Raw genomic sequence first — 23,356 nt, forward strand, 5'->3', positions numbered from 1 at the left:
TATTTGTGTTTAAAAATAGCTCTTCCCTTGAAACTAAAGAACAAACTTAAAATATTAAACGATCCTATCTACGGTTTTATTTCGATTCCTTCTGAAGAGATCTTTAAAATTGTTGAACATCCTTATTTTCAACGCTTACGTAGAATTACCCAAATGGGTTTGAGCTACTTGGTATATCCAGGTGCTCATCATACAAGGTTTCATCATGCATTGGGATGCTTGCATTTGATGCAAAAAGCAGTTCAAGTTCTTAAATCTAAGTCGGTTGAGATTTCAGATCAGGAAGAAGATGCTTTATATAAAGCAATTTTACTTCATGACATTGGACACGGTCCGTTCTCTCATGCATTAGAACATCAAATCATTGATAAGGTAACACACGAGCAATTGTCAGGTCATTTTATGAGCCAGTTAAATAAGGAGTTTAACGGTAGTTTAACGCTTGCTATTCAAATATTTAAAGGAGAATACCACCGTCCATTTATGTTAGAGCTCATATCAAGTCAACTAGATATGGATCGATTAGATTACTTGAAAAGAGATAGTTTTTATACCGGTGTCGCGGAAGGCAATATTAATAGCCAGCGCTTGATCACGATGCTTAACGTCGTTAATGACCAGCTGGTGGTTGAAGAAAAAGGATTGTACAGTGTAGAGAATTTTCTATCTGGGCGTAGATTGATGTACTGGCAAGTATACTTGCATAAAACAGGAATAGGAGCAGAGCATTTATTACAGTCGGTAATCAAGCGTATTCAAGAGCTAATGGAAAAAGAAATAGCAGTCGACCTCCCTAAGAATTTAGAATATTTTATTGTGAATCCAGATCTAGATTTTGACTCAAATACTCATGATCTTGAGAAATTTGCGTCATTAGATGATTCTGATATTTTGTCTACCTTAAAGCTGGGCAAGGATCATAAAGATTTTGTTCTTAGTGAATTGTGCAGCATGATTTTAAATAGACAGTTGCTTAAAATTAAATTTACTGACCATCAAATAGCTCCTGAAAAAGTTCAAAAACACCTAAGTCAATTAATGCTAACGTACAACTTGACCGCGCATGAGGCTTCTTACTTTGTGTTTTCCGGCAATGTTGTAAACGCAGCCTACGCAAAGACGCAACCAATAAAAATCCTGAATAAAAAAGGGAATTTAATAGAGCTCATTCAAGCAGGAAAAGAAGATAGTTTTAAAGCGTTGCTCAAAGAAGTGAAAAAATATTACTGTTGTTTTCCTAAGCTGCAAGAATGATATTAATTAGTACTTTTGCTAGAATGAAATTTACTATTAAACAGATCGCCGAAATTTTAGATGGAACCATTGAAGGAGATTCAAGTGTTGAAGTAAATAAATTGTCAAAAATAGAAGAAGGTAGTGCGGGTAGCTTAAGCTTTCTTTCTAATACCAAGTATACTTCTTATATTTACAAAACACAGGCTAGTGCTGTAATTGTAAATAAGGAGTTTGCAGTGGAACAGCCCGTAAATTGTTCTTTGATTAGAGTAGAAGATGCTTACCTCGCGTTTACAAAACTCTTGGAGTTTTATCAATTGTCTAAAATGAACAAGCAAGGAATTGAACAGCCTAGTTTTATTCACAATACAGCAACTTATGGAGATAACCTATATGTTGCAGCATTTAGTTACATAGGAGAACATGTGAAAATAGGAAATAATGTAAAGATTTTTTCCAACGTAACCATTGAAGATAATGTAACTATTGGAGATAACTGTATCTTACATTCGGCCGTACAAATTAAATCGGACACTATAATAGGTAATCAGGTGGTTATTAATTCGGGTAGTGTGATAGGTTCAGATGGTTTTGGGTTTGCACCTACCAAAGATGGTACTTACACCAAAATACCTCAAACAGGTAATGTAATTATTGAAGATCGTGTAGAGATAGGATCGCTTACTACTATAGATAAGGCTACTCTAGGAAGTACCATTATTAGATCGGGTGTAAAGCTTGACAATCAGATTCAAGTAGCTCACAATGTAGAGATTGGGGCTAATACTGTAATTGCTGCTCAAACTGGAATTGCAGGGTCGAGTAAAATAGGTAGAAATTGTAAGATTGGAGGACAAGTTGGTATTGCAGGACATATAGTAATTGAAGACAATGTAAACATACAAGCGCAAAGCGGTATAGGTAAAAGACTAAAAGAAGGAACAACAGTGCAAGGTTCTCCAGCTTTTGATTATGGAGACTGGAATAGAAGCTATGTACTATTTAAAAATTTAAGAAATATTGAATCAAGAATTTCAAATCTTGAAAAAAAATAAGCATAAATGACGGTAACAGAATTTAAGCAAACGACCATAAAAAATGAAGTGAATCTATCAGGGGTAGGTTTACATACTGGTAAAGAAGTAACTTTAGTTTTTAAACCAGCTCCAGATAATTATGGCTACGCTTTTCAAAGAGTAGATTTAGAAGGGAGTCCCGTAATCGAGGCATCCGCTAATTATGTGACAGATACTAAAAGAGGTACTACTCTAGACAAGAAGGGTGTACAAATCCATACTTGTGAACACGTTCTCGCAGCTTTAGTAGGTTTAGAAATAGACAACTGTTTGATAGAAATTAACAGTAGTGAACCGCCTATTTTGGATGGTTCATCAAAATTCTTTATTGAAGCTCTAGAAAAAGCAGGTAAAGTAGAGCTAGACCAGTTCAGAGAAGAATATGTGGTTCAAGAAAATATTTCTTACCATGATGAAGAAACAGGTAGCGAGATTATCTTGATGCCTGCTGACTCCTATCAAATTACAACAATGGTTGATTTTGGAACTAAGGTTTTGGGAACACAAAACGCAACACTTCATAAAATCAGTGATTTTAAAAAGGAAATTTCTAGTGCGAGAACATTTAGTTTTCTTCATGAAATTGAAATGCTTTTGGAGCATGGGCTAATTAAAGGAGGTGACCTTAATAATGCCATAGTTTACGTCGATAAAGAACTCTCTGAAAAAACGACAGAAAGTCTTAAAAAGGCTTTTAAAAAGGATAATATCACCATAAGGCCTAATGGGATTTTAGATAACTTAGAGCTTCATTATCCTAATGAGGCTGCAAGACACAAACTTTTAGATGTGATTGGTGACTTGGCATTGATAGGGTACAGAATCAGGGGTAAGGTGATCGCTACTAAGCCTGGGCACTTTGTCAATACACAGTTTGCTAAGAAAATGTCTAAAATCATTAAAAAGGATATCAAAGACAATGTACCTCAGGTAGATATACGAAAGGAACCTCTTATGGATGTGATGCAGATCATGGAGGTCTTGCCGCACCGTCCACCCTTTTTATTAATAGATAAAATATTTGAGCTTTCTGATAGTCACGTAATTGGATTGAAGAATGTAACTATGAATGAACCCTTCTTCGTCGGACATTTTCCTGGCCAACCAGTGATGCCAGGTGTACTTATTGTAGAAGCAATGGCGCAAACTGGAGGCATCTTAGTTTTAAGTACGGTTCCTGATCCAGAAAATTATTTGACGTTTTTTATGAAAATGGATAATGTGAAGTTCAAAAGAAAGGTTTCTCCTGGGGATACCCTTATATTTAAATGTGATTTAATTTCCCCTATTAGAAGAGGTATTTGTCACATGCAAGCTTATGCTTATGCCAATGGTATTCTTTGTGCCGAAGCTGAGTTGATGGCGCAAATTTCAAAAGTTAAATAATGAATCAACCATTAGCATACGTACACCCGGGAGCAAAAATCGCCAAAAATGTAGTTATAGAGCCCTTTACAACTATACATAACGATGTAATTATTGAAGAAGGAACCTGGATAGGATCTAACGTAACCATTATGGAGGGTGCTCGGATAGGTAAGAATGTAAGCATTTTTCCCGGTGCTGTGATTAGCGCCATTCCTCAAGATAAAAAGTTTGAAGATGAAGATACCGTCACGATCATAGGGGATAATACCACTATTAGAGAATGTGTAACGATCAATCGAGGTACTTCTGATAGAATGAAAACAATTATAGGTAAAAACTGCTGGATTATGGCTTATTGTCATATAGCACATGATTGTATCGTAGGAGACAATTGTATTTTTTCTAATAATAGTACTCTTGCCGGTCACATTACAGTAGGCGATTACGTCGTTCTAGCGGGAATGGCTGCAGTTCAGCAGTTTTGTCAGATAGGTAGTCATGCATTTGTCACTGGTGGTTCTCTAGTGCGTAAAGATGTTCCTCCTTTTGTAAAAGCCGGTCGGGAACCTTTAAGTTATGTTGGGATTAACTCTGTAGGGCTTCGTAGAAGAGGTTTTGACCTAGAAAAAATAAGAGAAATTCAAGACATCTATCGCATTCTATATCAAAAAAACTACAATGTTTCTCAGGCCGTTGATATTATAGAGGCAGAAATGAGCGCAACACCTGAGCGCGACGAAATATTAGAATTTATTAAAAACACAAAACGGGGTATCATGAGAGGGTACGTAAGTAAACAATAAGATATGGCAAGTACAAGCGACATAAGAAAAGGATTGTGTATTCATTACAATCACGATATTTTTAAAATCATTGAGTTCCTTCACGTAAAACCAGGTAAGGGTCCAGCTTTTGTAAGAACTAAATTGAAATCGGTAACCTCTGGAAAGGTGATTGATAATACTTTTTCTGCCGGACATAAAATTGAAGAAATACGTGTAGAAACACATGCTTTTCAATTTTTATACCAAGATGGTGAAGGCTACCATTTTATGAATACAGAAACGTACGAGCAAATTATTTTGCAAGAGAACTCTTTGGACGCCCCTGGATTATTAAAAGAAGGCGAAGTGGTAAAAATTCAAATCAATACCGAAAATGATTCTCCCTTATCTGTAGATATGCCTCAATACGTTATTCTTAAAGTTACTGCCACAGAACCAGGCCTCAAAGGCAATACAGCAACAAATGCCACTAAGCCAGCAACTGTAGAAACAGGTGCTGAAGTTAATGTGCCTTTATTTATTAATGAAGGTGATATTATTAGAATCGATACTGAAAAAGGGAATTACCACGAGAGAATGAAGCAATAAGTGAAATTCCCTAAACCATACCAACTGTCGGAGATAGCTTCAATGATCAACTGTGATTATGTAGGAGAAGACCATTTTCCTGTGCTGGGAATGAATGAAATTCATGTGGTCACCCCGGGCGATATTGTTTTTGTGGATCATCCCAAATATTACGAAAAGGCTTTGCAAAGTGATGCTACAATTGTGTTGATCAATAAGCAAGTGGAGTGTCCCAAAGGCAAGGCATTACTCATTTCAGAAGATCCATTTAGAGATTTTAATCAACTCGCGATGTATTTTTTTCCTTTTCTCGCTTTCGCGAAAGCGCAACTTCCTAAAAGTATAGGTGTACATTCCCACATTCATCCTAGCGCTGCAATAGGTAGGGATGTAGTAATAGGAAATCATACCATTATCCATGCCAACGTGACTATAGGTGATCGAACTGTCATCGGAGATCACGTGATCATTAATGCTGGTGTGGTTTTAGGTGGGGACGCTTTTTATTACAAACGACGCGCAGATGGTTATGATAAATTATTAAGTAGCGGGCGTGTAGTAATTGAAGATCATGTAGAGCTTGGAGCTAATACCACTATAGACCGAGGTGTTACGGGAGATACAACAATAGGTTATGGAAGTAAACTCGACAACCAAGTGCAAATCGGACACGATACTGTTTTAGGTAAACACGTACTTATTGCTAGTCAAACAGGTATTGCCGGTTGTGTAGTGATAGAAGACGAGGTGACTATTTGGGGGCAAGTAGGGATTACCAGCGGTGTAACTATAGGGAAGAAAGCGGTTATTTCTGCCAAGTCAGGAGTAAGTAAATCACTGGAAGGGAATAAAAATTATTTTGGTATTCCTGCTGATGATTTTAGAAGTAAGTATAAAGAAATAGCAGCTATTAAACAAATACCCGAAGCCTTAGAGCTTCTTAAAAAAATAATTAAACGCTAGTTGATATTTAACGAAAAGATAGAATATAATTTTAGGTTAACATTTCATTCTTACCTAGTTTAGCGCTCAATAAAAAAATTTTACAAATGGCTGCCTCAGCAAAGAAAATAGTGAAAAAATTTTTAGATTCTGACGTGTTTGTTAATGTTGAAAAATTTGATCATTACATACATAAAGGCTTTCAAATGCACTGGCATGCAAGTTCTGGTTACAGAGAGTTTGATTACGATGAGTACTACAGATTATGCCAGTCTACAGCTGCCTCATACGAAAGCATGAGGTCTGAGGTAACGCACATGATCAGTGATAAAAAAGAAGTAACCGCTAGATTTACGGTCTATGTAAGAACAATTGAAAACCCAAGAGAAGAAATTCCGGTAGGATACTTTATTTCTATCTTTAAGTTAGAGGATGATAAAATAATAGAGGTGCATCAAAGCAGCCACCCATCACAAGTTTAAATATAAGATTACTCCATATAAATTATAAACAATGAGCGTTTTAGTAAACAAAGATTCTAAAATTATAGTACAAGGTTTTACCGGTAGTGAAGGTACCTTTCACGCAGGTCAAATGATCGATTACGGTACCAATGTAGTAGGTGGTGTAACCCCAGGCAAAGGAGGGCAAGAACATTTAGGAAAACCAGTTTTTAATACTGTTCAAGAAGCAGTAGATAAAGCAGGAGCCGATGTCAGCATCATTTTTGTACCCCCAGCTTTTGCTGCAGACGCTATTAAAGAAGCTGCAGATGCTGGTATTAAAGTTATTATTACCATTACAGAAGGTATTCCAGTTGCCGACATGGTTCAAGTGGCAGATTATATCAAGGATATAGATTGTCGTTTAGTAGGTCCTAACTGCCCTGGAGTTATCACTCCTGGTGAAGCAAAAGTAGGGATCATGCCAGGTTTTGTATTTAAAAAAGGAAAAGTAGGTATTGTTTCTAAATCAGGAACGCTTACTTATGAAGCCTCTGACCAAGTTGTAAAACAAGGTTACGGTATTTCAACTGCCATAGGTATTGGTGGGGATCCAATTATAGGAACAACTACTAAAGAAGCGGTGGAACTTTTTATGAATGACCCAGAAACAGAAGCTATCGTTATGATAGGTGAAATAGGTGGGCAGTTAGAAGCTGACGCAGCTCATTGGATCAAAGCTACTGGTAATAAAAAACCTGTGATAGGTTTTATCGCTGGTGAAACCGCTCCTGCAGGTCGTACTATGGGACACGCTGGTGCCATCGTAGGCGGGTCTGAAGATACTGCTCAAGCTAAAAAAGCGATCATGAAAGAATGTGGAATTCACGTCGTAGATTCCCCAGCTGAAATCGGTAAGAAAGTTGCCGAAGTACTAGGATAAATGCAACAAAAACTAGAATATGTATCAATGATCTGATAGGTGTTCTAAATGGTATAAATCAACCTAATTATGAAACTATTACAAGGTAAAAACGTAATTATAACTGGCGCCAGTCGTGGTATTGGTAAAGGTATTGCTGAAGTATTTGCAAAACACGGAGCAAACATCGCTTTTACGTATGCGAGTTCTGAAGGTCCAGCCTTAGAGTTAGAAAAGGAACTTATCGCTCTAGGAGTTAAAGCAAAGGCGTATAAGAGTAATGCAGCCGATTTTAAGCAGTCCCAAGAACTTATTGATGCGGTAACTAAAGATTTTGACAGCATTGATGTGTTGATCAATAATGCGGGTATCACCAAGGATAATCTCTTGATGAGAATGAGTGAAGATGATTTTGACCAAGTCATTCAAGTCAACTTAAAGTCTGTTTTTAATATGACTAAAGCAGTACAACGCACCATGTTAAAGCAACGCTGCGGAAGCATTGTTAATATGAGCAGTATTGTTGGGGTGAAAGGTAATGCTGGACAGACTAATTATGCAGCAAGTAAAGCAGGAATAATAGGTTTTAGTAAATCGATCGCTTTAGAATTAGGGTCTCGTAATATACGTTGTAACGCTATTGCACCAGGTTTTATCGAAACAGAAATGACAGATGCGCTTAATGAAGAAACAGTACAAGGCTGGAGAAATGCCATCCCGTTGAAACGAGGTGGCACTCCAGAAGATGTTGCAAATGCCTGCGTATTCCTTGCTAGTGACCTCTCATCTTATATTACTGGTCAAACGTTACACGTAGATGGCGGAATGTTAACTTAAAAAAAAATCATGACCGTATTTTGGATCTTTATTGCTGCAGTAGTAGCTGCTTTAATAGCTCTTTTTCAATACGGTTATATAGGTGCTTCTAAAAACACCATAAGAAAACCGTGGTTTGCGCTATTGCGCTTTATCACGGTTTTTTGTATTTTATTGTTATTAATATCCCCGAGATTTGACTCTAAAACTTATGAATCTATTTTACCGCAATTGGTAATTATGGTTGATAATTCTAAATCTATTGACTATTTAGAGGCATCGCCTAGAATTCAAAAAGACTTACAAGTATTACAAGAAAATAAGGCGCTTAATTCAAAATTTGAGATGCAAGTCTTCCAGTTTTCAAACGCTATTCAACCTTTTGATTCCCTAAGTTTTGATCAACCTGATACGGATTTAAATAAAGCGATTGAACAACCTCAGAAACTTTTTAAAGACCGAAATAAAGCTATCGTTATTCTTACAGATGGACATCAAACTACTGGAAGTAGCTATGCGTATGCTTCAGTAGGTGATAAAACAAGTTTGTATCCAGTCATTTATGGGGATACGACCTCTTATGCTGATGTACAGATCTCCAATATAAATGTGAATAGGTATTCCTATCTCAACAATGAGTTTCCAGTGGAGGTATTTCTAGCCTATGAAGGCACTGAAGAGGTTACTTTAAACCTCACAGTAACTCAAGGAAATATAACACTACATGAACAAACATTTTCTTTTAACGCAAAACAACGAGCTGCGACTGCCAGTTTTAACTTAACGAGTACTTCTGTGGGGACACAATCAATGCGTGCAAGTATAGAAAGCTTATCGGGGGAGAAAAACACCAAAAATAATTATCGAAGTTTTGCAGTAGAGGTTATTGATCAACAAACCAATGTGCTTATTTTAAGCGACCAACTGCATCCAGACATCGGAGTGCTCAAGAAAGCGATTGAATCGAACCAGCAACGTAAGGTAAGCATCAAGAACACCGCAGATAATTATGATTTGAATGAATACAACTTGATAGTGATGTATGGTGTGAGTTCCGCTTTCGCGAAAGCGTTTACTCAAATAGAGCAGATGAATAAAAATACTTGGATCATCACCGGAGCAGTTCCTGATTGGAATTATTTAAATGCCAATAACTTGGCATTTCAAATAGAGGCAAGCAGTGAATACGATGAAGCACAACCCATTCTCCATGACGCCTATGCTACTTTTAATTTAGAGCAACTTAATTTTGATGATTATCCTCCCGTAAAGGTTCCTTTTGGCGATTTGGTATTCAATACCAATGCAGCGGTGCTTTTTTATAAACAAATAGGAGGGGTCCCGACCACACAACCTATATGGTTTACCTATGAAAATGCCGATTCTAAGCATGCGGTCACGTTAGCGAGTGGTTTATGGAGGTGGAGAGGCCAAAGTTTTCTTAATAATAAAGACTTTAAAAATTTTGATGACCTAGTAAGTAGTCAAGTTCAGTATCTTGCAAGTAATAAAAATAGAAATCGGTTAGAAGTTTCTTATGAATCTTTTTATTATCAGAATAATGCTATTAACTTGAATGCTCAATACCTCGACAAGAATTATGAGTTTGAAGATAATGGGATTATAAACATGGTCTTAAGTAATAAAAAAACGCAAGAAACACTTATAAGGCCTTTTGTATTGAAAGGTAATACCTATACAGTGGACTTAAGTGGTTTAAGCGCTGGAGATTATGTGTTTAAGGTTCAAGTAGAGAATGACTCATTATCTCGTTCTGGATTTTTTAGTATTTTAGATTTTGATATAGAGATGCAACAAGTAACTGCTAGCGATGTTGGCATGAAAAAGTTAGTTGGGCCTTCAAATGTGTTTTATCAAGGACAGATGGAGCAATTGATCGTTCAATTAAATAGTGACCCATTATTACATACAGTAGAAAGAGCAACTATAAAGCAAAACAGTTTAATTGACTGGAAGGCAGTGTTGATGGTGATTCTTTTATTGTTGGGTGTAGAGTGGTTTTTAAGGAAATATAACGGATTAGTTTAAAAAAGAGAATTATGCAAAAATTACCCAAAGCAGCAGTATTTACCTTAGTAGGTTTAGTTATACTGGCAATTATTATTATCAAAAGTTCAGTTGTTATTGAATCTGGACAAGCAGGTGTCTTGTTTAAAACACTAGACAAAGGTGTAGATAGAGAAAACACTTATGGTGAAGGATTTCACATTATTGCACCTTGGAATGAAATGATCATTTATCCAGTAAGGCAACTTTCTATAAGTGATAAAATGAGAGTACTTTCAGTAAACGGTCTGGAAGTAACTGTAGATGGAACCGTATGGTACCAACCAGAATACAGCAAATTACCTTACTTACACCAAGAAAAAGGGCGTAATTATGAGTCTGCTATTCTCGCTCCAGCCATAAGTGCTGCAGCTAGAAGTGTGGTAGGACGTTATACCCCAGAACAATTGTATTCCAGTAAACGGGATGTCATTCAAAACGAAATTCTTGAAGAGGTACAAATAGAATTAGGTGCTCAATACATCCAAGTGAACAGAGTACTGGTTGAGGATGTCACGTTACCGATTAAAATTAAAGAGGCTATCGAGCGCAAATTGCGTCAGGAACAAGAGTCCTTAGAATATGAATTTCGCTTAACTAAGGCAGCTAAAGAAGCTGAAAGACAAAGAATAGACGCAGAAGGAAAAGCAGTAGCCAACAAAATTCTTAGTGCCTCTTTAACCGATAAAATTTTAACTGAAAAAGGGATTGAAGCTACTTTAGAATTGGCTAAATCTCCTAATTCCAAAGTCATTGTAATTGGTGGCGGTGAAAACGGTGGTTTACCTATCATACTAGGCAATCAGTAAAACATTTCGATTTTAATACATTTAAAAAAAGTCCCATTTCATAGGTTATGAAGTGGGACTTTTTACATTTGGTAAAGTGAATTATCAAGCGGTAATTCAATAGATTCCAACAAAACAGTTTCAGAAAAAAGTCACTTAAAACAAGGGATAGGATCCTTTTTTATGGAAATATGCGGGTATCTGCAATACCGACGATCACCATGTCGTGCGCATCTGTGATGCGTTTGAACTAGTTGAGCATTACAAATGCCTAAAAAAATTAGCATGCTTTACAATACCGCGCTAATCAGAAGTTATCAAATTTCTACTTACTTCACCTAGCCTTCAACTTCAACTTAAATTTAGGTTTAAGTTTAAATTTAATCTACGACCCATAAATCCTGGTATCTGCAATACCAACGATCACCCATTTATCATCGATAAAGAAAAGGGTAAACTTATTGGTCCCGATGTGAGAGAGGAAATTATTGTAATAAAATTCATAAGTAGTGGAAACCGTTGCTATTTGTGTGTCTCCAGTGCACCTAATTTCGATAAGACGTTCTTCAAAAGGGATGCTGTCTGGAATACTTGCTATATTTTTAAGAAACTGGGTTGCTTTTGTTGTAATTAATTTTCGGTTCCCGCCATTTATAGACATAGAAGTCAACTGTATATTCATAAGCATGCACTCTTTTAAAGCAGTGGTATCTTGTTCATGAAAGTGCTTAAAAAAGCTTTTTACTGCACTGATGGCTGTTGGCTTTTCAATGCTTACACCAGTAGAATCTTGTGGTAGTGTTGGTTGAGAGTTTGCTTTCGCGAAAGCCAGAACACAAAGAATAGGAATTAGAAGTCTCATGTGGTTTCAGTTAAAATGCGCTGTAATATTAGTACTTTTGCCAGACTTAAAACAAGTATTATGTCAACTGCAAAGAAGCAATATAAAAGAGTCACCGTAAAATCGCTAACGGAGATGAAGGGGAATAACGAAAAAATCTCGATGTTAACCGCTTATGATTATACCATGGCAAAAATTATTGATAGCGCTGGTATAGATGTGATCCTTGTAGGTGATAGTGCTAGTAATGTAATGGCGGGTCATGAAACGACTTTACCTATCACGCTGGACCAAATGATTTATCATGCAAGTAGTGTGGTAAGAGGTACAGAGCGCGCTCTAGTTGTAGTAGACTTACCTTTTGGAAGTTATCAAAGTGATCCCAAAGAAGCCTTGCGAAGTGCGATACGCATCATGAAAGAAAGTGGTGGCCATAGTGTAAAGTTAGAAGGAGGGAGTGAAGTGAAGGAATCCATCAAACGTATTCTTCATGCAGGTATTCCAGTAATGGGTCACTTAGGGCTTACCCCTCAGTCTATTTATAAATTTGGAACGTATACAGTAAGAGCTAAAGAAATTGAAGAAGCAGAGAAGTTAGTTGAAGATGCACTTGCATTAGAGCGATGGGGATGTTTTGCCTTAGTTCTTGAAAAAGTCCCTGCAGCGTTAGCTAAGAAGGTGGCAGAGCAACTAACCATTCCAGTAATAGGAATAGGAGCTGGTGCAGGAGTAGACGGACAAGTTTTGGTTTCTCACGATATGTTTGGGATGACACATGAATTTAACCCGCGTTTTTTACGACGCTATTTGAATCTTTATGAAGACATGGGTAATGCTGTCGCTAATTATGTTAAAGATGTAAAAACGGTCGATTTCCCTAATGAGGAAGAGCAGTATTAAGCTTGTAATACTATAACTTTTTAGTTGGGTAAGATGTTGATGTAAAAGCACTTTGGAAGCACTTCTTCTAGCGCAAAAAGTCTATATACCATAGGATTTGAATGTAGCATGTTTATCTCTTCAAGGAACTGTGTAATAGTTGCTGTCAGTTCTGATAGTTTTTAAAAATTCCTTAATCCGTTAGTACTCTATACCATAGTAGAGATAGAATAAAGGCATCATGTTATGCAGCCATGGAGAGGTGTTCAATTAGGAATGCTTAATATTTCAAACTGCTCCTGATTACGGTGACTCAAGACTGTTCATTACTTGTGAATACTAAGCTTAAGAATGCTTTAACAAGTTCGTCAACTTCTTTATTTTTAATTTTTACAATTTAAGACAATTATGGGATCATTTATAATAGAAGGCGGGCATCAATTAAAGGGAGATATACACCCGCAGGGAGCTAAAAACGAGGTGCTTCAAATACTTTGCGCAGTATTATTAACAGATCAACCAGTAGAGATTAATAATGTTCCAGACATTATCGATGTGAATAAGCTCATCGCTTTATTGAATAACCTAGGGGTAAAAGTGACTAAAAATGGTCCAGAATCCTACACTTTTCAGGCCGATAATGTCAATCTGGACTGGTTACAGTCAGAAGATTATAAAATTCAAGGACGTGGATTAAGGGGGTCTATTATGTTAGTAGGACCTTTGTTAGCGCGTTTTGGAAAAGGGTACATCCCGCGTCCAGGAGGGGATAAAATTGGCAGACGTAGATTAGATACTCATTTTGAAGGCTTTATCAAATTAGGAGCGAAATTCAGGTATAATAAAGAAGAATATTTTTATGGTGTTGAAGCTGAAGAGCTTCACGGTGCTTACATGTTGTTGGATGAAGCTTCGGTAACAGGAACGGCAAACATCGTAATGGCGGCTGTCCTTGCTAAAGGGAAAACAACAATCTACAATGCAGCTTGCGAGCCTTACCTGCAACAACTTTGCAACATGCTCGTGCGTATGGGTGCAAAAATAGCTGGTATAGGTTCTAATATGCTACATATTGAAGGTGTCGATAAATTAGGGGGTACCACACATAGAGTACTTCCAGATATGATTGAGATAGGAAGTTGGATAGGCCTAGCTGCAATGACTAAATCTGAAGTGACGATTAAAAATGTAGCTTATGATGAGCTGGGAATCATTCCCAACACGTTTAGAAAATTAGGAATTACTATCGAGCGAAAAGGAGATGATATTTACATTCCGGCTCATAAAGATGGGTATGAGATACAGAATTATATCGATGGTTCTATCTTGACCATTTCTGATGCTCCGTGGCCAGGTTTTACACCAGATTTACTGAGCATTGTATTAGTGGTAGCTACCCAGGCGAAAGGGAGTGTCTTGATCCACCAAAAGATGTTTGAAAGCCGATTATTCTTTGTAGATAAATTGATTGATATGGGAGCAAAAATTATTCTTTGTGATCCACATAGAGCCAGTGTTATAGGTCATGATTTTCAATCTCAATTAAAGTCGACTATCATGACCAGCCCAGATATTAGAGCTGGAATATCGTTACTTATTGCGGCATTGAGCGCAAAAGGTACCAGTACGATCCACAATATCGAGCAGATTGATCGGGGGTACCAACATATAGATACCAGATTAAGAGCTATAGGCGCTAAGATCAAACGAGTCAATTAATTTCTAGGGCCCACTTTTTCGTTTTTTAGCAATAGATCCAAAGCAATGGAAATAGCGATGCTGGTATTCATGTCTTATTTTGGTGACGCTTTCGCGAAAAGCCCTCAAGTAGGAGAGTCATTTGTATCATTCTCAAAAGATAATTATCAATCATTCACCTGCCTTTAACTGTATAAAGGCAGATTTTTTTATGGTAAGTGTTTTTAATGAACTCCCAGATGACACAGAAATCCTATTATATCTATCGCTTTGAGTGTATAAGTTGTTGGACGCGACTCATTTATTATACTTTCTTTAACCTAAAATAACTCTTTAGAATTCAAATTAGGCAAGGAATTTGATAACTTGCAACTATGAAAAAGATTCTCGCATTCATTTTTATATTTTCGTTAGGTGTTTCGGGTGCTCAAGAAATTCCCAAAACTACACCTCGTACCATAGAACCACTACCTCAAACTACTGCAGGTGGATCCATGTTATTTCCAGAAAAGAAGGAAGTAAAAACCTATACTCGACCTAAAGACAACAACGAAATTAAAATGCGTGTAGAAACAGATTTGGTTGATCCAGGAATTAAATACGAAAAACAAAAATTTAAAAGGGATGCTCCTGTTGGTGCCGGTTTTAGAAGTGATACTTTCTTAGGTGAGATCAGAACTGGTGAGAAACTACTTCGTTTAGTATGTAGAGATCATCAATTTGAAGATGGAGATATGGTGCGTGTCTGGCAAGATGATAAAATATTGGTAGATAAGATTTATTTAAGGAACGTATACCAAGGAGTCAGTATACCGCTTAACAAAGGTTTTAATAAATTGGAAATAGAAGCCCTAAATCAGGGTACTTCAGGCCCTAATACAGCCGAATTTAAAGTAATGGATTCTAAAGGGAAAGTGATCCAACAAAACATATGGAACCTAGCCGCCGGAGTCAAAGCTACATTAATCATTTTAATGGACGAGTAAAGTGAGTTGCAGAGGAATGCTCACTCTAGTAGGGAAAATTATTTTTTGAAAAATTCAACCAAATCCTGAAAAAAGAATTGACCATTAAAGTAGATTCCTTTTTGAAATTGTTATTTGATTTGTTATTTCTAGTACTTTTTCTCCTTTTAAATCAGCCACTTTTAAATCGCCTATTCTTACACGGGCCAAACGCAATACAGGAAAACCTGCTGCGGCACACATTTTACGCACTTGTCTAAATTTACCTTCTTTTAAAGTTATGGAAACCCAGCTGGTCGGCCCGTGTCGGTCATCTCTTACTCGTTGTAGTGTTTGAGGCAATTGAGGTAGCCGATCTAAAATACGAGCTTGACATTCTTGAGTACGGTACTTATTGCCGTCAGTGCTGATTTCAATTCCAGAAGTCATTTTATCAAGTGCTTCTAAAGTTATAGTCCCATCTACTTGAGCATAATATTCCTTTTCTACTTTGCCTTTATTATTTAAAAGGTTGCTAAGCGTGCCGTCTGTGGTAATTATCAATAAGCCTTCGCTATTCTCGTCCAGCCTTCCTACTGCCATACTTTCAGATGGGAAGTTATGAAAATCACCTAAAAAGTTCTTCTTCTTTTGATGGCTGTCATTAGTCGTGAACTGACTGAGCATGTTATAAGGTTTGTAGATAAGGAAGTGGCGATGATTCATCCAGCAAAGGTCTTAAAATCAACAGGAACTACTTTGAATATTTATTTTTTATTTTTCTAAGTTTTAATGATGATGACTGCACGATAATGAATGTCCATATAAGCTGAGGAGATACCATATATTGGAATTATATATTTTAGTACCTAGTACGGCATTTTAAATGATGAGTTCCTCTTTCTCAACTAGTCTTCCGCACACTTGACCGGATATTAATCCTTACTTTAATTAAAAATTTATATAACGTTCCTGTAGGTCCTTTTGTAGATTCCCCCAATTGGCACTTCTTAAAACTCCTATTGCACCATTCATTATTAAATAGAATCAATAGGAACCATAAATTTTAATCCTTAGGCTCGCTCGTGTGATTCATTTAAGACTGGACCGTTTTTAAAAAATTATAGAATAAAGTCCAACAATAATGTATTCAACTCCTTTTTGTGAGTGAGGTATAAACCATGAGGACCGCCTTTAATGATTTTTAATTGAGAATCTTTTACTAATTGATGTCCTTGTTGGGAACTAGGGGCTAAAGGAACGATATGGTCAGCGTCTCCATGAATAAATAAAGTTGGAATTTCAATACCCTCTAGATCCCCACGCAAGTCTGTTCTGCCGAAAGAATTGATGCATTCTAAAGTTCCTTTAGGACTGGCATCTATAGCGATTTGAAAGTTGTAATCTAATTGTCCTTGAGAAATAAGGTCTTTATTATCTTCATAATTGACAAAGCCCTCGCCAAAAGTTTTTAAGAATCCGGCACGGTCCTTCTTGATATTCTCTTCCATCTCATGAAAGACTACTTCTGGAGCTCCATCTGGATTATCATCGGTTTTTAATAGGTAAGGAGCTATAGAGCTGATAAAAATAAGCTTACTGATTTTACTGGTTCCATAGGTAGCTGCATATCTTGCTAACTCACCACCACCCATAGAAAATCCAACCAAAATAATGTCTGTTATATCTAATTTTTCAATCAGATCATGCAAATCTTCTGTCATGGAGGTATAATCATAACCCGAATAAGGCCTAGAAGAACGACCAAACCCACGACGATCGTAAGTAATGACGCGGTAACCTGCTTCTACTAAAACTGGGACTTGGTATTCCCACATGCTACCGCTCAACGGCCACCCGTGAACTAAAACAATAGGTTGACCACTTCCTTGATCTTCATAGTAGATACTTACATTCGTGTCTTTTTGAGCTGGAGTCTTTATTAAATTTTTCATTTTTAGATTTTTAGTTACTTCAATTTAAAAAAATCAAACGGTATACCAATAAGGAAATGTGAAAATGGAAAGCTTTTGGAAATTTAAATTTGCTGTCAGTAGAAAGCTATACTCGATGTATTTTTCTTAGTCTAAGAAGTTAAAAAAAACTGAGCAAACAAATCCAAAACATTTTAGGTATCATTTATATCTAAGTCCAAGAACGCAACTAATAGGCGTAGTTGAGTGATATAGGCATAAAAATAGACAGATGTGTTACCTGCTAGGATTCGTGAACCCAGGTAAAATGTATCCTTATAAAGTTTACAAAGCACTATTTATAATTCTATGGATCCTTTTCCTTCCCTTAAAAGAACTGGTTCATTACCTGTAAGGTCGATAACCGTAGAGCCTATGTTACCTCCGTAACCGCCGTCGATCACATAATCCACAAGTTTGCCCCATTTTTCGGCAATAAGACTTGGATCGGTAGTGTATTCTATAACTTCATCATCGTCTTTAATAGAAGTAGAGATGATTGGATTCCCTAATAATCTTACTAATTCGGTAGCAATTTTATTATCTGGCACACGTATTCCTACTGTTTTCTTTTTTTTAAATGCGGAGGGCAAATTGTTATTTCCAGGTAAAATAAAAGTATAGGGTCCAGGCAAATTACGCTTGAGGATCTTAAAAGTATGGGAATCAATTTGACTGGTATAATCACTTAGATTGCTCAAATCTTCACAGATAAACGAAAAGTTAGCTTTTTCTAGTTTCACTCCTTTAATTCGGGCTATTTTTTCTAGTGCAAGTTTATTGGTAATATCACATCCTAGACCATATACCGTGTCAGTAGGATAAATAACTAAGGCACCATCACGCATAGCATCAGCGATTCGTTTTAAGTCCTTTTGGTTGGTATTGCCTTCATATATTTTAATCAGTTGTGCCATATTAATATTCTGAATTAAAAAGTGATTTGATAGGAATATATAGAAAGGTAAAAGTGATAATCGCGATGATAATGCGTATCCAAAATTTCAAATTGCTATTACCTAAATTAGGCACTACTTCATACTTATATTTACCGTTGTGATCAATCTTTACAGCGATAGAATTTTTATTGGAGTCAGCGTTTGTATTTTGATTTTTTAAAAACAGCATGCATCCCAACACAAAAAGACCTGAAATAATAAGAATTATAAAGGTGCTTTGTAAGCTGTATTGCAGTAATTGCTGCGCTGTAAGTAGGCTATGATTCAAATCTATATTTTGTTTAGGTTAAATTTAGTCAATAAAATTCATTAAACAGCAGGTTCTATGGTGCTTTATGTTTTTAAATGGCTTGCAGCTTAGTTCCCTGTTGTATCAAGTGTTTTTTCCTTTTACCAATATTGTTGCCTGTGAATTCGTTTCAATTCCTATTTTTTTTTGCGGTGCTATGAGGCATTTTGCTTTCGCGAAAGCGGGGTAAAAATAACGTCCCAATCATTTAGAGTCATCACAAAACTATCAAATATGGAATTACACCCAGCTCATCAATTTTTTTACCCAACTTAATTTGGAAGCGTAAGGTGCATACTTAACAGGTAAATCGATCCAAGTACCTCGATGTACTACGCTCTTATAATGAGAAAATACTTCAAAAGTTTTCTTTCCGTGATAAGAACCTATACCGCTATTACCAACACCACCAAAGGGAAGTCTATCATTGATAAACTGAACAATACAATCATTGATAACCCCACCTCCGAAAGTAAATCGATTGATGAACCACATTTCAAATTTAGAATCTCTGGTAAAGCAATAAGCGGCTAAGGGTTTTTCAAAACTATTTATCCACTGCTCTAGATCTTCTTTTGTCGTATAGGTGATCACGGGGAGTAGAGGTCCAAAGATCTCATTGGTCATTATTTTAGAATCTCTAGACGGTTCATCCACAAGAGTAGGAGCAATATATAATGCACTTCTGTCGTGCTGGCCACCTTCTAGAAGTGATTCACCATCTAGCATATCAACAAGTGTATTAAAATGACGCTCTCTTATAATTCTAGGGAAGTCTGTAGATTCATTTACGTTTGTGCCGAAAAATTCTTGAATTTGCTTTTTGATTTCAGCAATTAATGAGTCTTTGATGCTCTGATGCACCAGCAGGTAATCTGGCGCGATACAGGTCTGACCTGCATTGAGGAATTTTGCCCACACAATACGCTTTGCAGTTACTTTAATGTGAGCACTTTCATGAACCACACATGGATTTTTACCCCCTAACTCCAAGGTTACTGGAGTAAGATGTTTTGCAGCTGCTTGATAAATTAGTTGACCCACTGCTGAACTACCTGTAAAGAAGATATAATTCCAACGCAAGGTGGTAAGCTGCTGTGCCATGTTTGAATCTCCCAAAGCAACAGAAACATGTGCTTCTTCAAACGCTTCTTGTATAATTTCTTGTAACAATTTACTGGTAGCTTTGGAAAATTCGCTTGGTTTTAAAACTACGGTATTCCCTGCGGCCACGGCACCAATTAATGGGATTAAGGCTAGTTGAAACGGATAGTTCCAAGGAGCTATAATCAATGTATTTCCGTAGGGTTCTGGGTATCTTCTTGCCTTAGAAGGAAAGTTGAGGATAGAGGCTCTAACTCTTTTAGGTTGAGACCATTTACTAATTTTGTAAATATACCTTTTAAGTTCCCTAAGAACGACTTGATATTCCGTTAGAAACGATTCCAACTCGCTCTTGCTTAAATCCTTTGCCAGTGCATCGTAAACTTGTTGTTCTCGACGTTCTATTACCTTTTTAAGACATTGAAGGCGTTCCACTCTGTATTTTAGATCTTTCGTTTTACGTGTCTTAAAAAAATGTTCTTGGGCTTTATGAAGCTGTTCTACATTCATCATGATAATAAGGTATTGGTAAAAAGGGAAGTCGCTTTTAAATTATGGTTTTCTAGTTTGTGGTCTTGAAGCCAAGTTAAGAAATCACGTATTCCATCAGCATTCATTTGACCCCAATGTTCTTGATCTCCTAAAACAGCACAAGTCAACTCTATAGATTTTTGGAGGTCCATGTTTTTATCTTTTTCAGGAACCAGCACCTTTAAGATTTCAGCAGCCTTCTCCGGATGTTCTTGCGTATAGAAAAAGCCTTTTTTAGTGGCTCTTAAAAAAGATTTTAATGCGAGTTCTTTGGTTGAAATAATATGTTCAGAGCAACTGATCACAGGAGAATACGAATAGGGTATGCCGTAATCCTTGAGTTGGAATAATGTCAGTTCGGTATTCTTTTGAGCTGCCTGCACAGCTTCCCAATTTGTAAAGATCCAAGTAGCTTGAACTTCATCCTTTTCTATGGTTTCCCAAATACCTAATTTATCTGGGTAGACGCATTCTATAATTCCCTTTCCGCCATCATTTTTGATTAGTTGCTTGACGATCTCATCTTCATAACGCGCTTTATAAGAAGCATAGGTAGTATGATCTAAATCTTTAGGAGACTTGATCCCTGTACCAGATTTACAAGCTATTGCACTTAGATCTTCTTGAAATAGGGCTGCAATCGCGATGAGATCAAATGCTTTTGATTTTGTTTGATAGCTCATCACACTCTCTAACGGACATAAAGCCATATCTACTTGGCCTAGTTCCACTTTCTTTGCAGGAGTAAGCTCATAATTATCTTGTGAAGGATCAATAATTTCTACAGCTACATCTTCTTTTGTATAGAAGCCCAATTCCTGAGCTATAAAAAACCCAATGTGGTTGGCATTAGGTGTCCAGTCCAGAGCGATTTTTAAGGAGGTCATCGATTGTTTTTAAAATTCAAAACAAGTTACATCAAAGCAGACAAAGTTATGTGAAGGTGTTTGTAAAGTTTAGCTGTAGACAGCGTCACTTTCCGGCAGCGGCCCTCCATAAAGCATCTTCCTCATTTACCGGAGCGACTATTTTTACCGATTCGTTTTTCACTGGGTGTATAAATTCTAAGGTTCTCGCGTGCAGATGAATACTGCCGTCTTTATTACTGCGTTTGGCGCCGTATTTTAAATCTCCTTTGATCACACAACCTATTTTACTCAGCTGTGATCTGATCTGGTGGTGCCTTCCTGTTTCTAGTTGTACTTCTAAAAGCGTGTACCGATCCAGTTCTTTAATAACCGAGTAGGAGAGTGCTGCATTTTTGGAGTTAGGCACTTCATACTCATGTGCATAACTTTTATTTTGTTTCGGATTGCGAACCAAGTAATGTTCCAATCGGTCCTTTTTCTTAGGCACGTTCCCTTCTACAATTGCCCAATAGGTTTTAACGGTTTCATGAGCTGCAAAAAGTTTATTCATTCTAGGCAGTGCTTTTGAAGTACGAGCAAAGATCACGACACCGGTTGTAGGGCGATCTAAACGGTGTATAACACCTAAAAATACCGCACCAGGTTTATCGTACTTTTTTGCGATATAATCTTTGATTAAATCAGGGAGGATCTCATCTCCAGTTTTATCTCCTTGCACGAGATCACCAGACTGCTTATTAATAGCAATAAGGTGGTTGTCTTCAAAAAGAATGCGTTGATTGATGGACATAGTCTAGATTCGATTGGTAAAGGTAAAGTACTTGTAACTTTTTTGGAGTATACTATCTATATTCTATAAAAATATAAAAGTTGATCTTCAGAACTAATTGAAGTCAGATGACGAGTATAGCTCTAATTGTAGACTGTAACAACCCATGTACTATCCTATCAAAAGTATCTAAATCTAGAAACACTTCAAAATGGAGCGGTATCAGAATCAGATGTACCATATGACCAGTAACTAGAAAAAATCCTCATTCACTAGAAGTAAACAAGGATTTTAATTAAGTTTAAATCCAATTTAAAAATTGAATTAGCACATTTTCAAATTAATAAAGCATCAAATTAAAACAAGCCTTCATTCTTATTAGAGAAATAATTGAAATCGTGATTGTTTTCAATCTTCAATAACGATTCGTAAATCATTTTGATGACGTTTTCTACATCATCTCGGTGAACCATTTCTACTGTAGTGTGCATATAACGCAAAGGAAGCGATATTAAGGCACTTGGTACGCCGCCATTAGAATAGGCAAATGCATCAGTATCGGTTCCAGTAGAACGAGACGTAGCTCTTTTTTGGTAAGGAATTTTTTTCTCATCTGCAGCATCCATGATCAGGTTGCGCAAGTTGTTTTGAATTGCTGGCGCATAAGCGAGGACGGGGCCTTTTCCTATAGCAGCATCTCCATTAGATTTTTTTTCGATCATTGGAGTAGTGGTGTCATGGGTTACATCTGTAACTATGGCCACGTTAGGTTTTATGGTCTGCGTGATCATTTCTGCTCCACGTAGACCTATTTCCTCTTGAACAGAATTAATCACATAAAGTCCAAAATCCAATTCTTGTTTATTTTCTTTCAGTAATCGAGCTACTTCAGCAATCATGAAGCCGCCCATACGGTTATCTAATGCACGACAAACAAATTTGTTTTTATTCAAAACAAAAAACTCATCTGGATAGGTAATGACGCATCCCACATCAACTCCTAGCGCCAGGACTTCGTCCTTAGTCTCACAACCACAGTCTATAAAAATATTGTCTGGTTTAGGTGCCTCTTCTTTTGACTTATCTCTTGTGTGTATGGCTGGCCAGCCAAATACTCCTGTAACGATTCCTTTTTTGGTATGAATACTCACTTTTTTAGAAGGAGCAATCTGATGGTCAGAACCTCCGTTGCGCACCACATAAATAAGTCCGTCATCAGTAATGTAATTCACATACCACGAGATCTCATCGGCATGTCCTTCTATAACCACTTTAAATTGGGCGTCTGGATTGATAACTCCTACTGCTGTACCGTAATTATCGGTAATAAAGCTATCTACATAAGGTTTCAGGTAGTCCATCCATACCTTTTGTCCATTCCATTCATAACCAGTTGGAGAGGCGGTATTGAGGTATTTTTCCAAAAAGTCAAGTGATTTTTTATTTAAAATGCTTTTTTCAGCCATGTGATAAATTTTAGACGGTGAAGA

General features: G+C 36.9%; 24 protein-coding genes. 15 read left to right on the forward strand and 9 right to left on the reverse strand.

Features of this window, described 5'->3' with window-relative positions:
• Nucleotides 1–27 precede the first annotated feature (27 nt).
• The 11 genes from KG732_RS10635 (at nucleotide 28) to KG732_RS10685 (ending at nucleotide 11,031) form a co-directional block, all read left to right on the forward strand.
• Nucleotides 28–1,254, forward strand: a complete 1,227-nt coding sequence (locus KG732_RS10635; protein ID WP_213523422.1) for an HD domain-containing protein — start codon at nucleotides 28–30, stop codon at nucleotides 1,252–1,254.
• Between the two features lie 23 nt (nucleotides 1,255–1,277).
• Entirely contained in the window at nucleotides 1,278–2,291 is a 1,014-nt protein-coding gene (gene lpxD, locus KG732_RS10640; RefSeq protein ID WP_213523424.1) for a UDP-3-O-(3-hydroxymyristoyl)glucosamine N-acyltransferase, read from the forward strand.
• A gap of 6 nt (nucleotides 2,292–2,297) precedes the next feature.
• Nucleotides 2,298–3,698 (forward strand): bifunctional UDP-3-O-[3-hydroxymyristoyl] N-acetylglucosamine deacetylase/3-hydroxyacyl-ACP dehydratase, encoded by a 1,401-nt coding sequence (locus KG732_RS10645; protein WP_213523426.1) that lies wholly within the window; start codon nucleotides 2,298–2,300, stop codon nucleotides 3,696–3,698.
• Entirely contained in the window at nucleotides 3,698–4,483 is a 786-nt protein-coding gene (gene lpxA / locus KG732_RS10650) for an acyl-ACP--UDP-N-acetylglucosamine O-acyltransferase (RefSeq protein WP_213523428.1), read from the forward strand. Before KG732_RS10645 ends, lpxA begins: the two co-directional genes overlap by 1 nt.
• 3 nt (nucleotides 4,484–4,486) lie before the next feature.
• Nucleotides 4,487–5,053, forward strand: a complete 567-nt coding sequence (gene efp, locus KG732_RS10655; RefSeq protein ID WP_213523430.1) for an elongation factor P — start codon at nucleotides 4,487–4,489, stop codon at nucleotides 5,051–5,053.
• Nucleotides 5,054–5,995, forward strand: a complete 942-nt coding sequence (locus KG732_RS10660; protein ID WP_213523432.1) for a UDP-3-O-(3-hydroxymyristoyl)glucosamine N-acyltransferase — start codon at nucleotides 5,054–5,056, stop codon at nucleotides 5,993–5,995. It abuts the gene before it with no gap.
• An 86-nt stretch (nucleotides 5,996–6,081) separates the two neighbouring features.
• On the forward strand, nucleotides 6,082–6,456 hold the full coding sequence (locus KG732_RS10665; protein ID WP_213523434.1) for a nuclear transport factor 2 family protein: 375 nt from the start codon (nucleotides 6,082–6,084) through the stop codon (nucleotides 6,454–6,456).
• Between the two features lie 31 nt (nucleotides 6,457–6,487).
• Complete coding sequence (gene sucD / locus KG732_RS10670; protein WP_213523436.1) at nucleotides 6,488–7,360, forward strand: succinate--CoA ligase subunit alpha; 873 nt, start codon at nucleotides 6,488–6,490, stop codon at nucleotides 7,358–7,360.
• 69 nt (nucleotides 7,361–7,429) lie between these two features.
• A complete protein-coding gene (gene fabG / locus KG732_RS10675) occupies nucleotides 7,430–8,176 on the forward strand; it encodes a 3-oxoacyl-[acyl-carrier-protein] reductase (protein WP_213523438.1) in 747 nt (248 codons plus the stop codon).
• 9 nt (nucleotides 8,177–8,185) lie between these two features.
• Entirely contained in the window at nucleotides 8,186–10,204 is a 2,019-nt protein-coding gene (locus KG732_RS10680) for a hypothetical protein (protein ID WP_213523440.1), read from the forward strand.
• 11 nt (nucleotides 10,205–10,215) lie between these two features.
• Nucleotides 10,216–11,031, forward strand: a complete 816-nt coding sequence (locus tag KG732_RS10685) for a prohibitin family protein (protein WP_213523442.1) — start codon at nucleotides 10,216–10,218, stop codon at nucleotides 11,029–11,031.
• Between the two features lie 364 nt (nucleotides 11,032–11,395).
• On the opposite strand, the gene KG732_RS10690 is transcribed toward KG732_RS10685, so the two are convergent.
• Complete coding sequence (locus KG732_RS10690; RefSeq protein ID WP_213523444.1) at nucleotides 11,396–11,872, reverse strand: nuclear transport factor 2 family protein; 477 nt, start codon at nucleotides 11,870–11,872, stop codon at nucleotides 11,396–11,398.
• Nucleotides 11,873–11,932: 60 nt separating this feature from the next.
• Between KG732_RS10690 and panB the strand changes: the two genes are divergently transcribed.
• From panB to KG732_RS10705, 4 genes are all read left to right on the forward strand, one after another.
• Complete coding sequence (gene panB, locus KG732_RS10695; protein WP_213523446.1) at nucleotides 11,933–12,751, forward strand: 3-methyl-2-oxobutanoate hydroxymethyltransferase; 819 nt, start codon at nucleotides 11,933–11,935, stop codon at nucleotides 12,749–12,751.
• A gap of 387 nt (nucleotides 12,752–13,138) precedes the next feature.
• Nucleotides 13,139–14,449 (forward strand): UDP-N-acetylglucosamine 1-carboxyvinyltransferase, encoded by a 1,311-nt coding sequence (gene murA, locus KG732_RS10700; protein ID WP_213523448.1) that lies wholly within the window; start codon nucleotides 13,139–13,141, stop codon nucleotides 14,447–14,449.
• 45 nt (nucleotides 14,450–14,494) lie between these two features.
• Entirely contained in the window at nucleotides 14,495–14,617 is a 123-nt protein-coding gene (locus tag KG732_RS13120) for a hypothetical protein (RefSeq protein ID WP_292891038.1), read from the forward strand.
• Between the two features lie 185 nt (nucleotides 14,618–14,802).
• Nucleotides 14,803–15,414: a hypothetical protein gene (locus KG732_RS10705; RefSeq protein WP_213523450.1), complete on the forward strand. Its 612-nt coding sequence runs from the start codon at nucleotides 14,803–14,805 to the stop codon at nucleotides 15,412–15,414.
• Nucleotides 15,415–15,498: 84 nt separating this feature from the next.
• On the opposite strand, the gene KG732_RS10710 is transcribed toward KG732_RS10705, so the two are convergent.
• From KG732_RS10710 to KG732_RS10745, 8 genes are all read right to left on the reverse strand, one after another.
• The gene (locus KG732_RS10710) at nucleotides 15,499–16,098 is read right to left on the reverse strand and encodes a pseudouridine synthase (protein ID WP_213523453.1); all 600 of its coding nucleotides are present in this window, start codon (nucleotides 16,096–16,098) and stop codon (nucleotides 15,499–15,501) included.
• Between the two features lie 395 nt (nucleotides 16,099–16,493).
• The gene (locus KG732_RS10715) at nucleotides 16,494–17,327 is read right to left on the reverse strand and encodes an alpha/beta hydrolase (protein ID WP_213523454.1); all 834 of its coding nucleotides are present in this window, start codon (nucleotides 17,325–17,327) and stop codon (nucleotides 16,494–16,496) included.
• Nucleotides 17,328–17,644: 317 nt separating this feature from the next.
• The gene (locus KG732_RS10720; RefSeq protein WP_213523456.1) at nucleotides 17,645–18,262 is read right to left on the reverse strand and encodes an L-threonylcarbamoyladenylate synthase; all 618 of its coding nucleotides are present in this window, start codon (nucleotides 18,260–18,262) and stop codon (nucleotides 17,645–17,647) included.
• A gap of 1 nt (nucleotide 18,263) precedes the next feature.
• A complete protein-coding gene (locus tag KG732_RS10725) occupies nucleotides 18,264–18,572 on the reverse strand; it encodes a hypothetical protein (protein WP_213523458.1) in 309 nt (102 codons plus the stop codon).
• A 261-nt stretch (nucleotides 18,573–18,833) separates the two neighbouring features.
• A complete protein-coding gene (locus tag KG732_RS10730; RefSeq protein ID WP_367271509.1) occupies nucleotides 18,834–20,210 on the reverse strand; it encodes an aldehyde dehydrogenase in 1,377 nt (458 codons plus the stop codon).
• Nucleotides 20,207–21,115, reverse strand: a complete 909-nt coding sequence (locus KG732_RS10735; RefSeq protein ID WP_213523460.1) for an ABC transporter substrate-binding protein — start codon at nucleotides 21,113–21,115, stop codon at nucleotides 20,207–20,209. Before KG732_RS10735 ends, KG732_RS10730 begins: the two co-directional genes overlap by 4 nt.
• Nucleotides 21,116–21,200: 85 nt before the next feature.
• Nucleotides 21,201–21,887 (reverse strand): RluA family pseudouridine synthase, encoded by a 687-nt coding sequence (locus KG732_RS10740; RefSeq protein WP_213523462.1) that lies wholly within the window; start codon nucleotides 21,885–21,887, stop codon nucleotides 21,201–21,203.
• Between the two features lie 335 nt (nucleotides 21,888–22,222).
• Nucleotides 22,223–23,332, reverse strand: a complete 1,110-nt coding sequence (locus KG732_RS10745) for a M42 family metallopeptidase (RefSeq protein WP_213523464.1) — start codon at nucleotides 23,330–23,332, stop codon at nucleotides 22,223–22,225.
• Between the last annotated feature and the right edge of the window lie 24 nt (nucleotides 23,333–23,356).

Origin of the sequence: Nonlabens sp., assembly GCF_018401815.1 — a bacterium.
Classification (GTDB): Bacteria; Bacteroidota; Bacteroidia; order Flavobacteriales; family Flavobacteriaceae; genus Nonlabens.

Coding starts and splice junctions, on each gene's coding strand:
- lpxD (WP_213523424.1), top strand. CDS start 1,278: ATGAAATTTACTATTAAACAGATCGCCGAAATTTTAGATGGAACCATT.
- KG732_RS10645 (WP_213523426.1), top strand. CDS start 2,298: ATGACGGTAACAGAATTTAAGCAAACGACCATAAAAAATGAAGTGAAT.
- lpxA (WP_213523428.1), top strand. CDS start 3,698: ATGAATCAACCATTAGCATACGTACACCCGGGAGCAAAAATCGCCAAA.
- efp (WP_213523430.1), top strand. CDS start 4,487: ATGGCAAGTACAAGCGACATAAGAAAAGGATTGTGTATTCATTACAAT.
- KG732_RS10665 (WP_213523434.1), top strand. CDS start 6,082: ATGGCTGCCTCAGCAAAGAAAATAGTGAAAAAATTTTTAGATTCTGAC.
- sucD (WP_213523436.1), top strand. CDS start 6,488: ATGAGCGTTTTAGTAAACAAAGATTCTAAAATTATAGTACAAGGTTTT.
- fabG (WP_213523438.1), top strand. CDS start 7,430: ATGAAACTATTACAAGGTAAAAACGTAATTATAACTGGCGCCAGTCGT.
- KG732_RS10680 (WP_213523440.1), top strand. CDS start 8,186: ATGACCGTATTTTGGATCTTTATTGCTGCAGTAGTAGCTGCTTTAATA.
- KG732_RS10685 (WP_213523442.1), top strand. CDS start 10,216: ATGCAAAAATTACCCAAAGCAGCAGTATTTACCTTAGTAGGTTTAGTT.
- KG732_RS10690 (WP_213523444.1), bottom strand. CDS start 11,872: ATGAGACTTCTAATTCCTATTCTTTGTGTTCTGGCTTTCGCGAAAGCA.
- panB (WP_213523446.1), top strand. CDS start 11,933: ATGTCAACTGCAAAGAAGCAATATAAAAGAGTCACCGTAAAATCGCTA.
- murA (WP_213523448.1), top strand. CDS start 13,139: ATGGGATCATTTATAATAGAAGGCGGGCATCAATTAAAGGGAGATATA.
- KG732_RS13120 (WP_292891038.1), top strand. CDS start 14,495: ATGGAAATAGCGATGCTGGTATTCATGTCTTATTTTGGTGACGCTTTC.
- KG732_RS10705 (WP_213523450.1), top strand. CDS start 14,803: ATGAAAAAGATTCTCGCATTCATTTTTATATTTTCGTTAGGTGTTTCG.
- KG732_RS10710 (WP_213523453.1), bottom strand. CDS start 16,098: ATGAATCATCGCCACTTCCTTATCTACAAACCTTATAACATGCTCAGT.
- KG732_RS10715 (WP_213523454.1), bottom strand. CDS start 17,327: ATGAAAAATTTAATAAAGACTCCAGCTCAAAAAGACACGAATGTAAGT.
- KG732_RS10720 (WP_213523456.1), bottom strand. CDS start 18,262: ATGGCACAACTGATTAAAATATATGAAGGCAATACCAACCAAAAGGAC.
- KG732_RS10730 (WP_367271509.1), bottom strand. CDS start 20,210: ATGATGAATGTAGAACAGCTTCATAAAGCCCAAGAACATTTTTTTAAG.
- KG732_RS10735 (WP_213523460.1), bottom strand. CDS start 21,115: ATGACCTCCTTAAAAATCGCTCTGGACTGGACACCTAATGCCAACCAC.
- KG732_RS10740 (WP_213523462.1), bottom strand. CDS start 21,887: ATGTCCATCAATCAACGCATTCTTTTTGAAGACAACCACCTTATTGCT.
- KG732_RS10745 (WP_213523464.1), bottom strand. CDS start 23,332: ATGGCTGAAAAAAGCATTTTAAATAAAAAATCACTTGACTTTTTGGAA.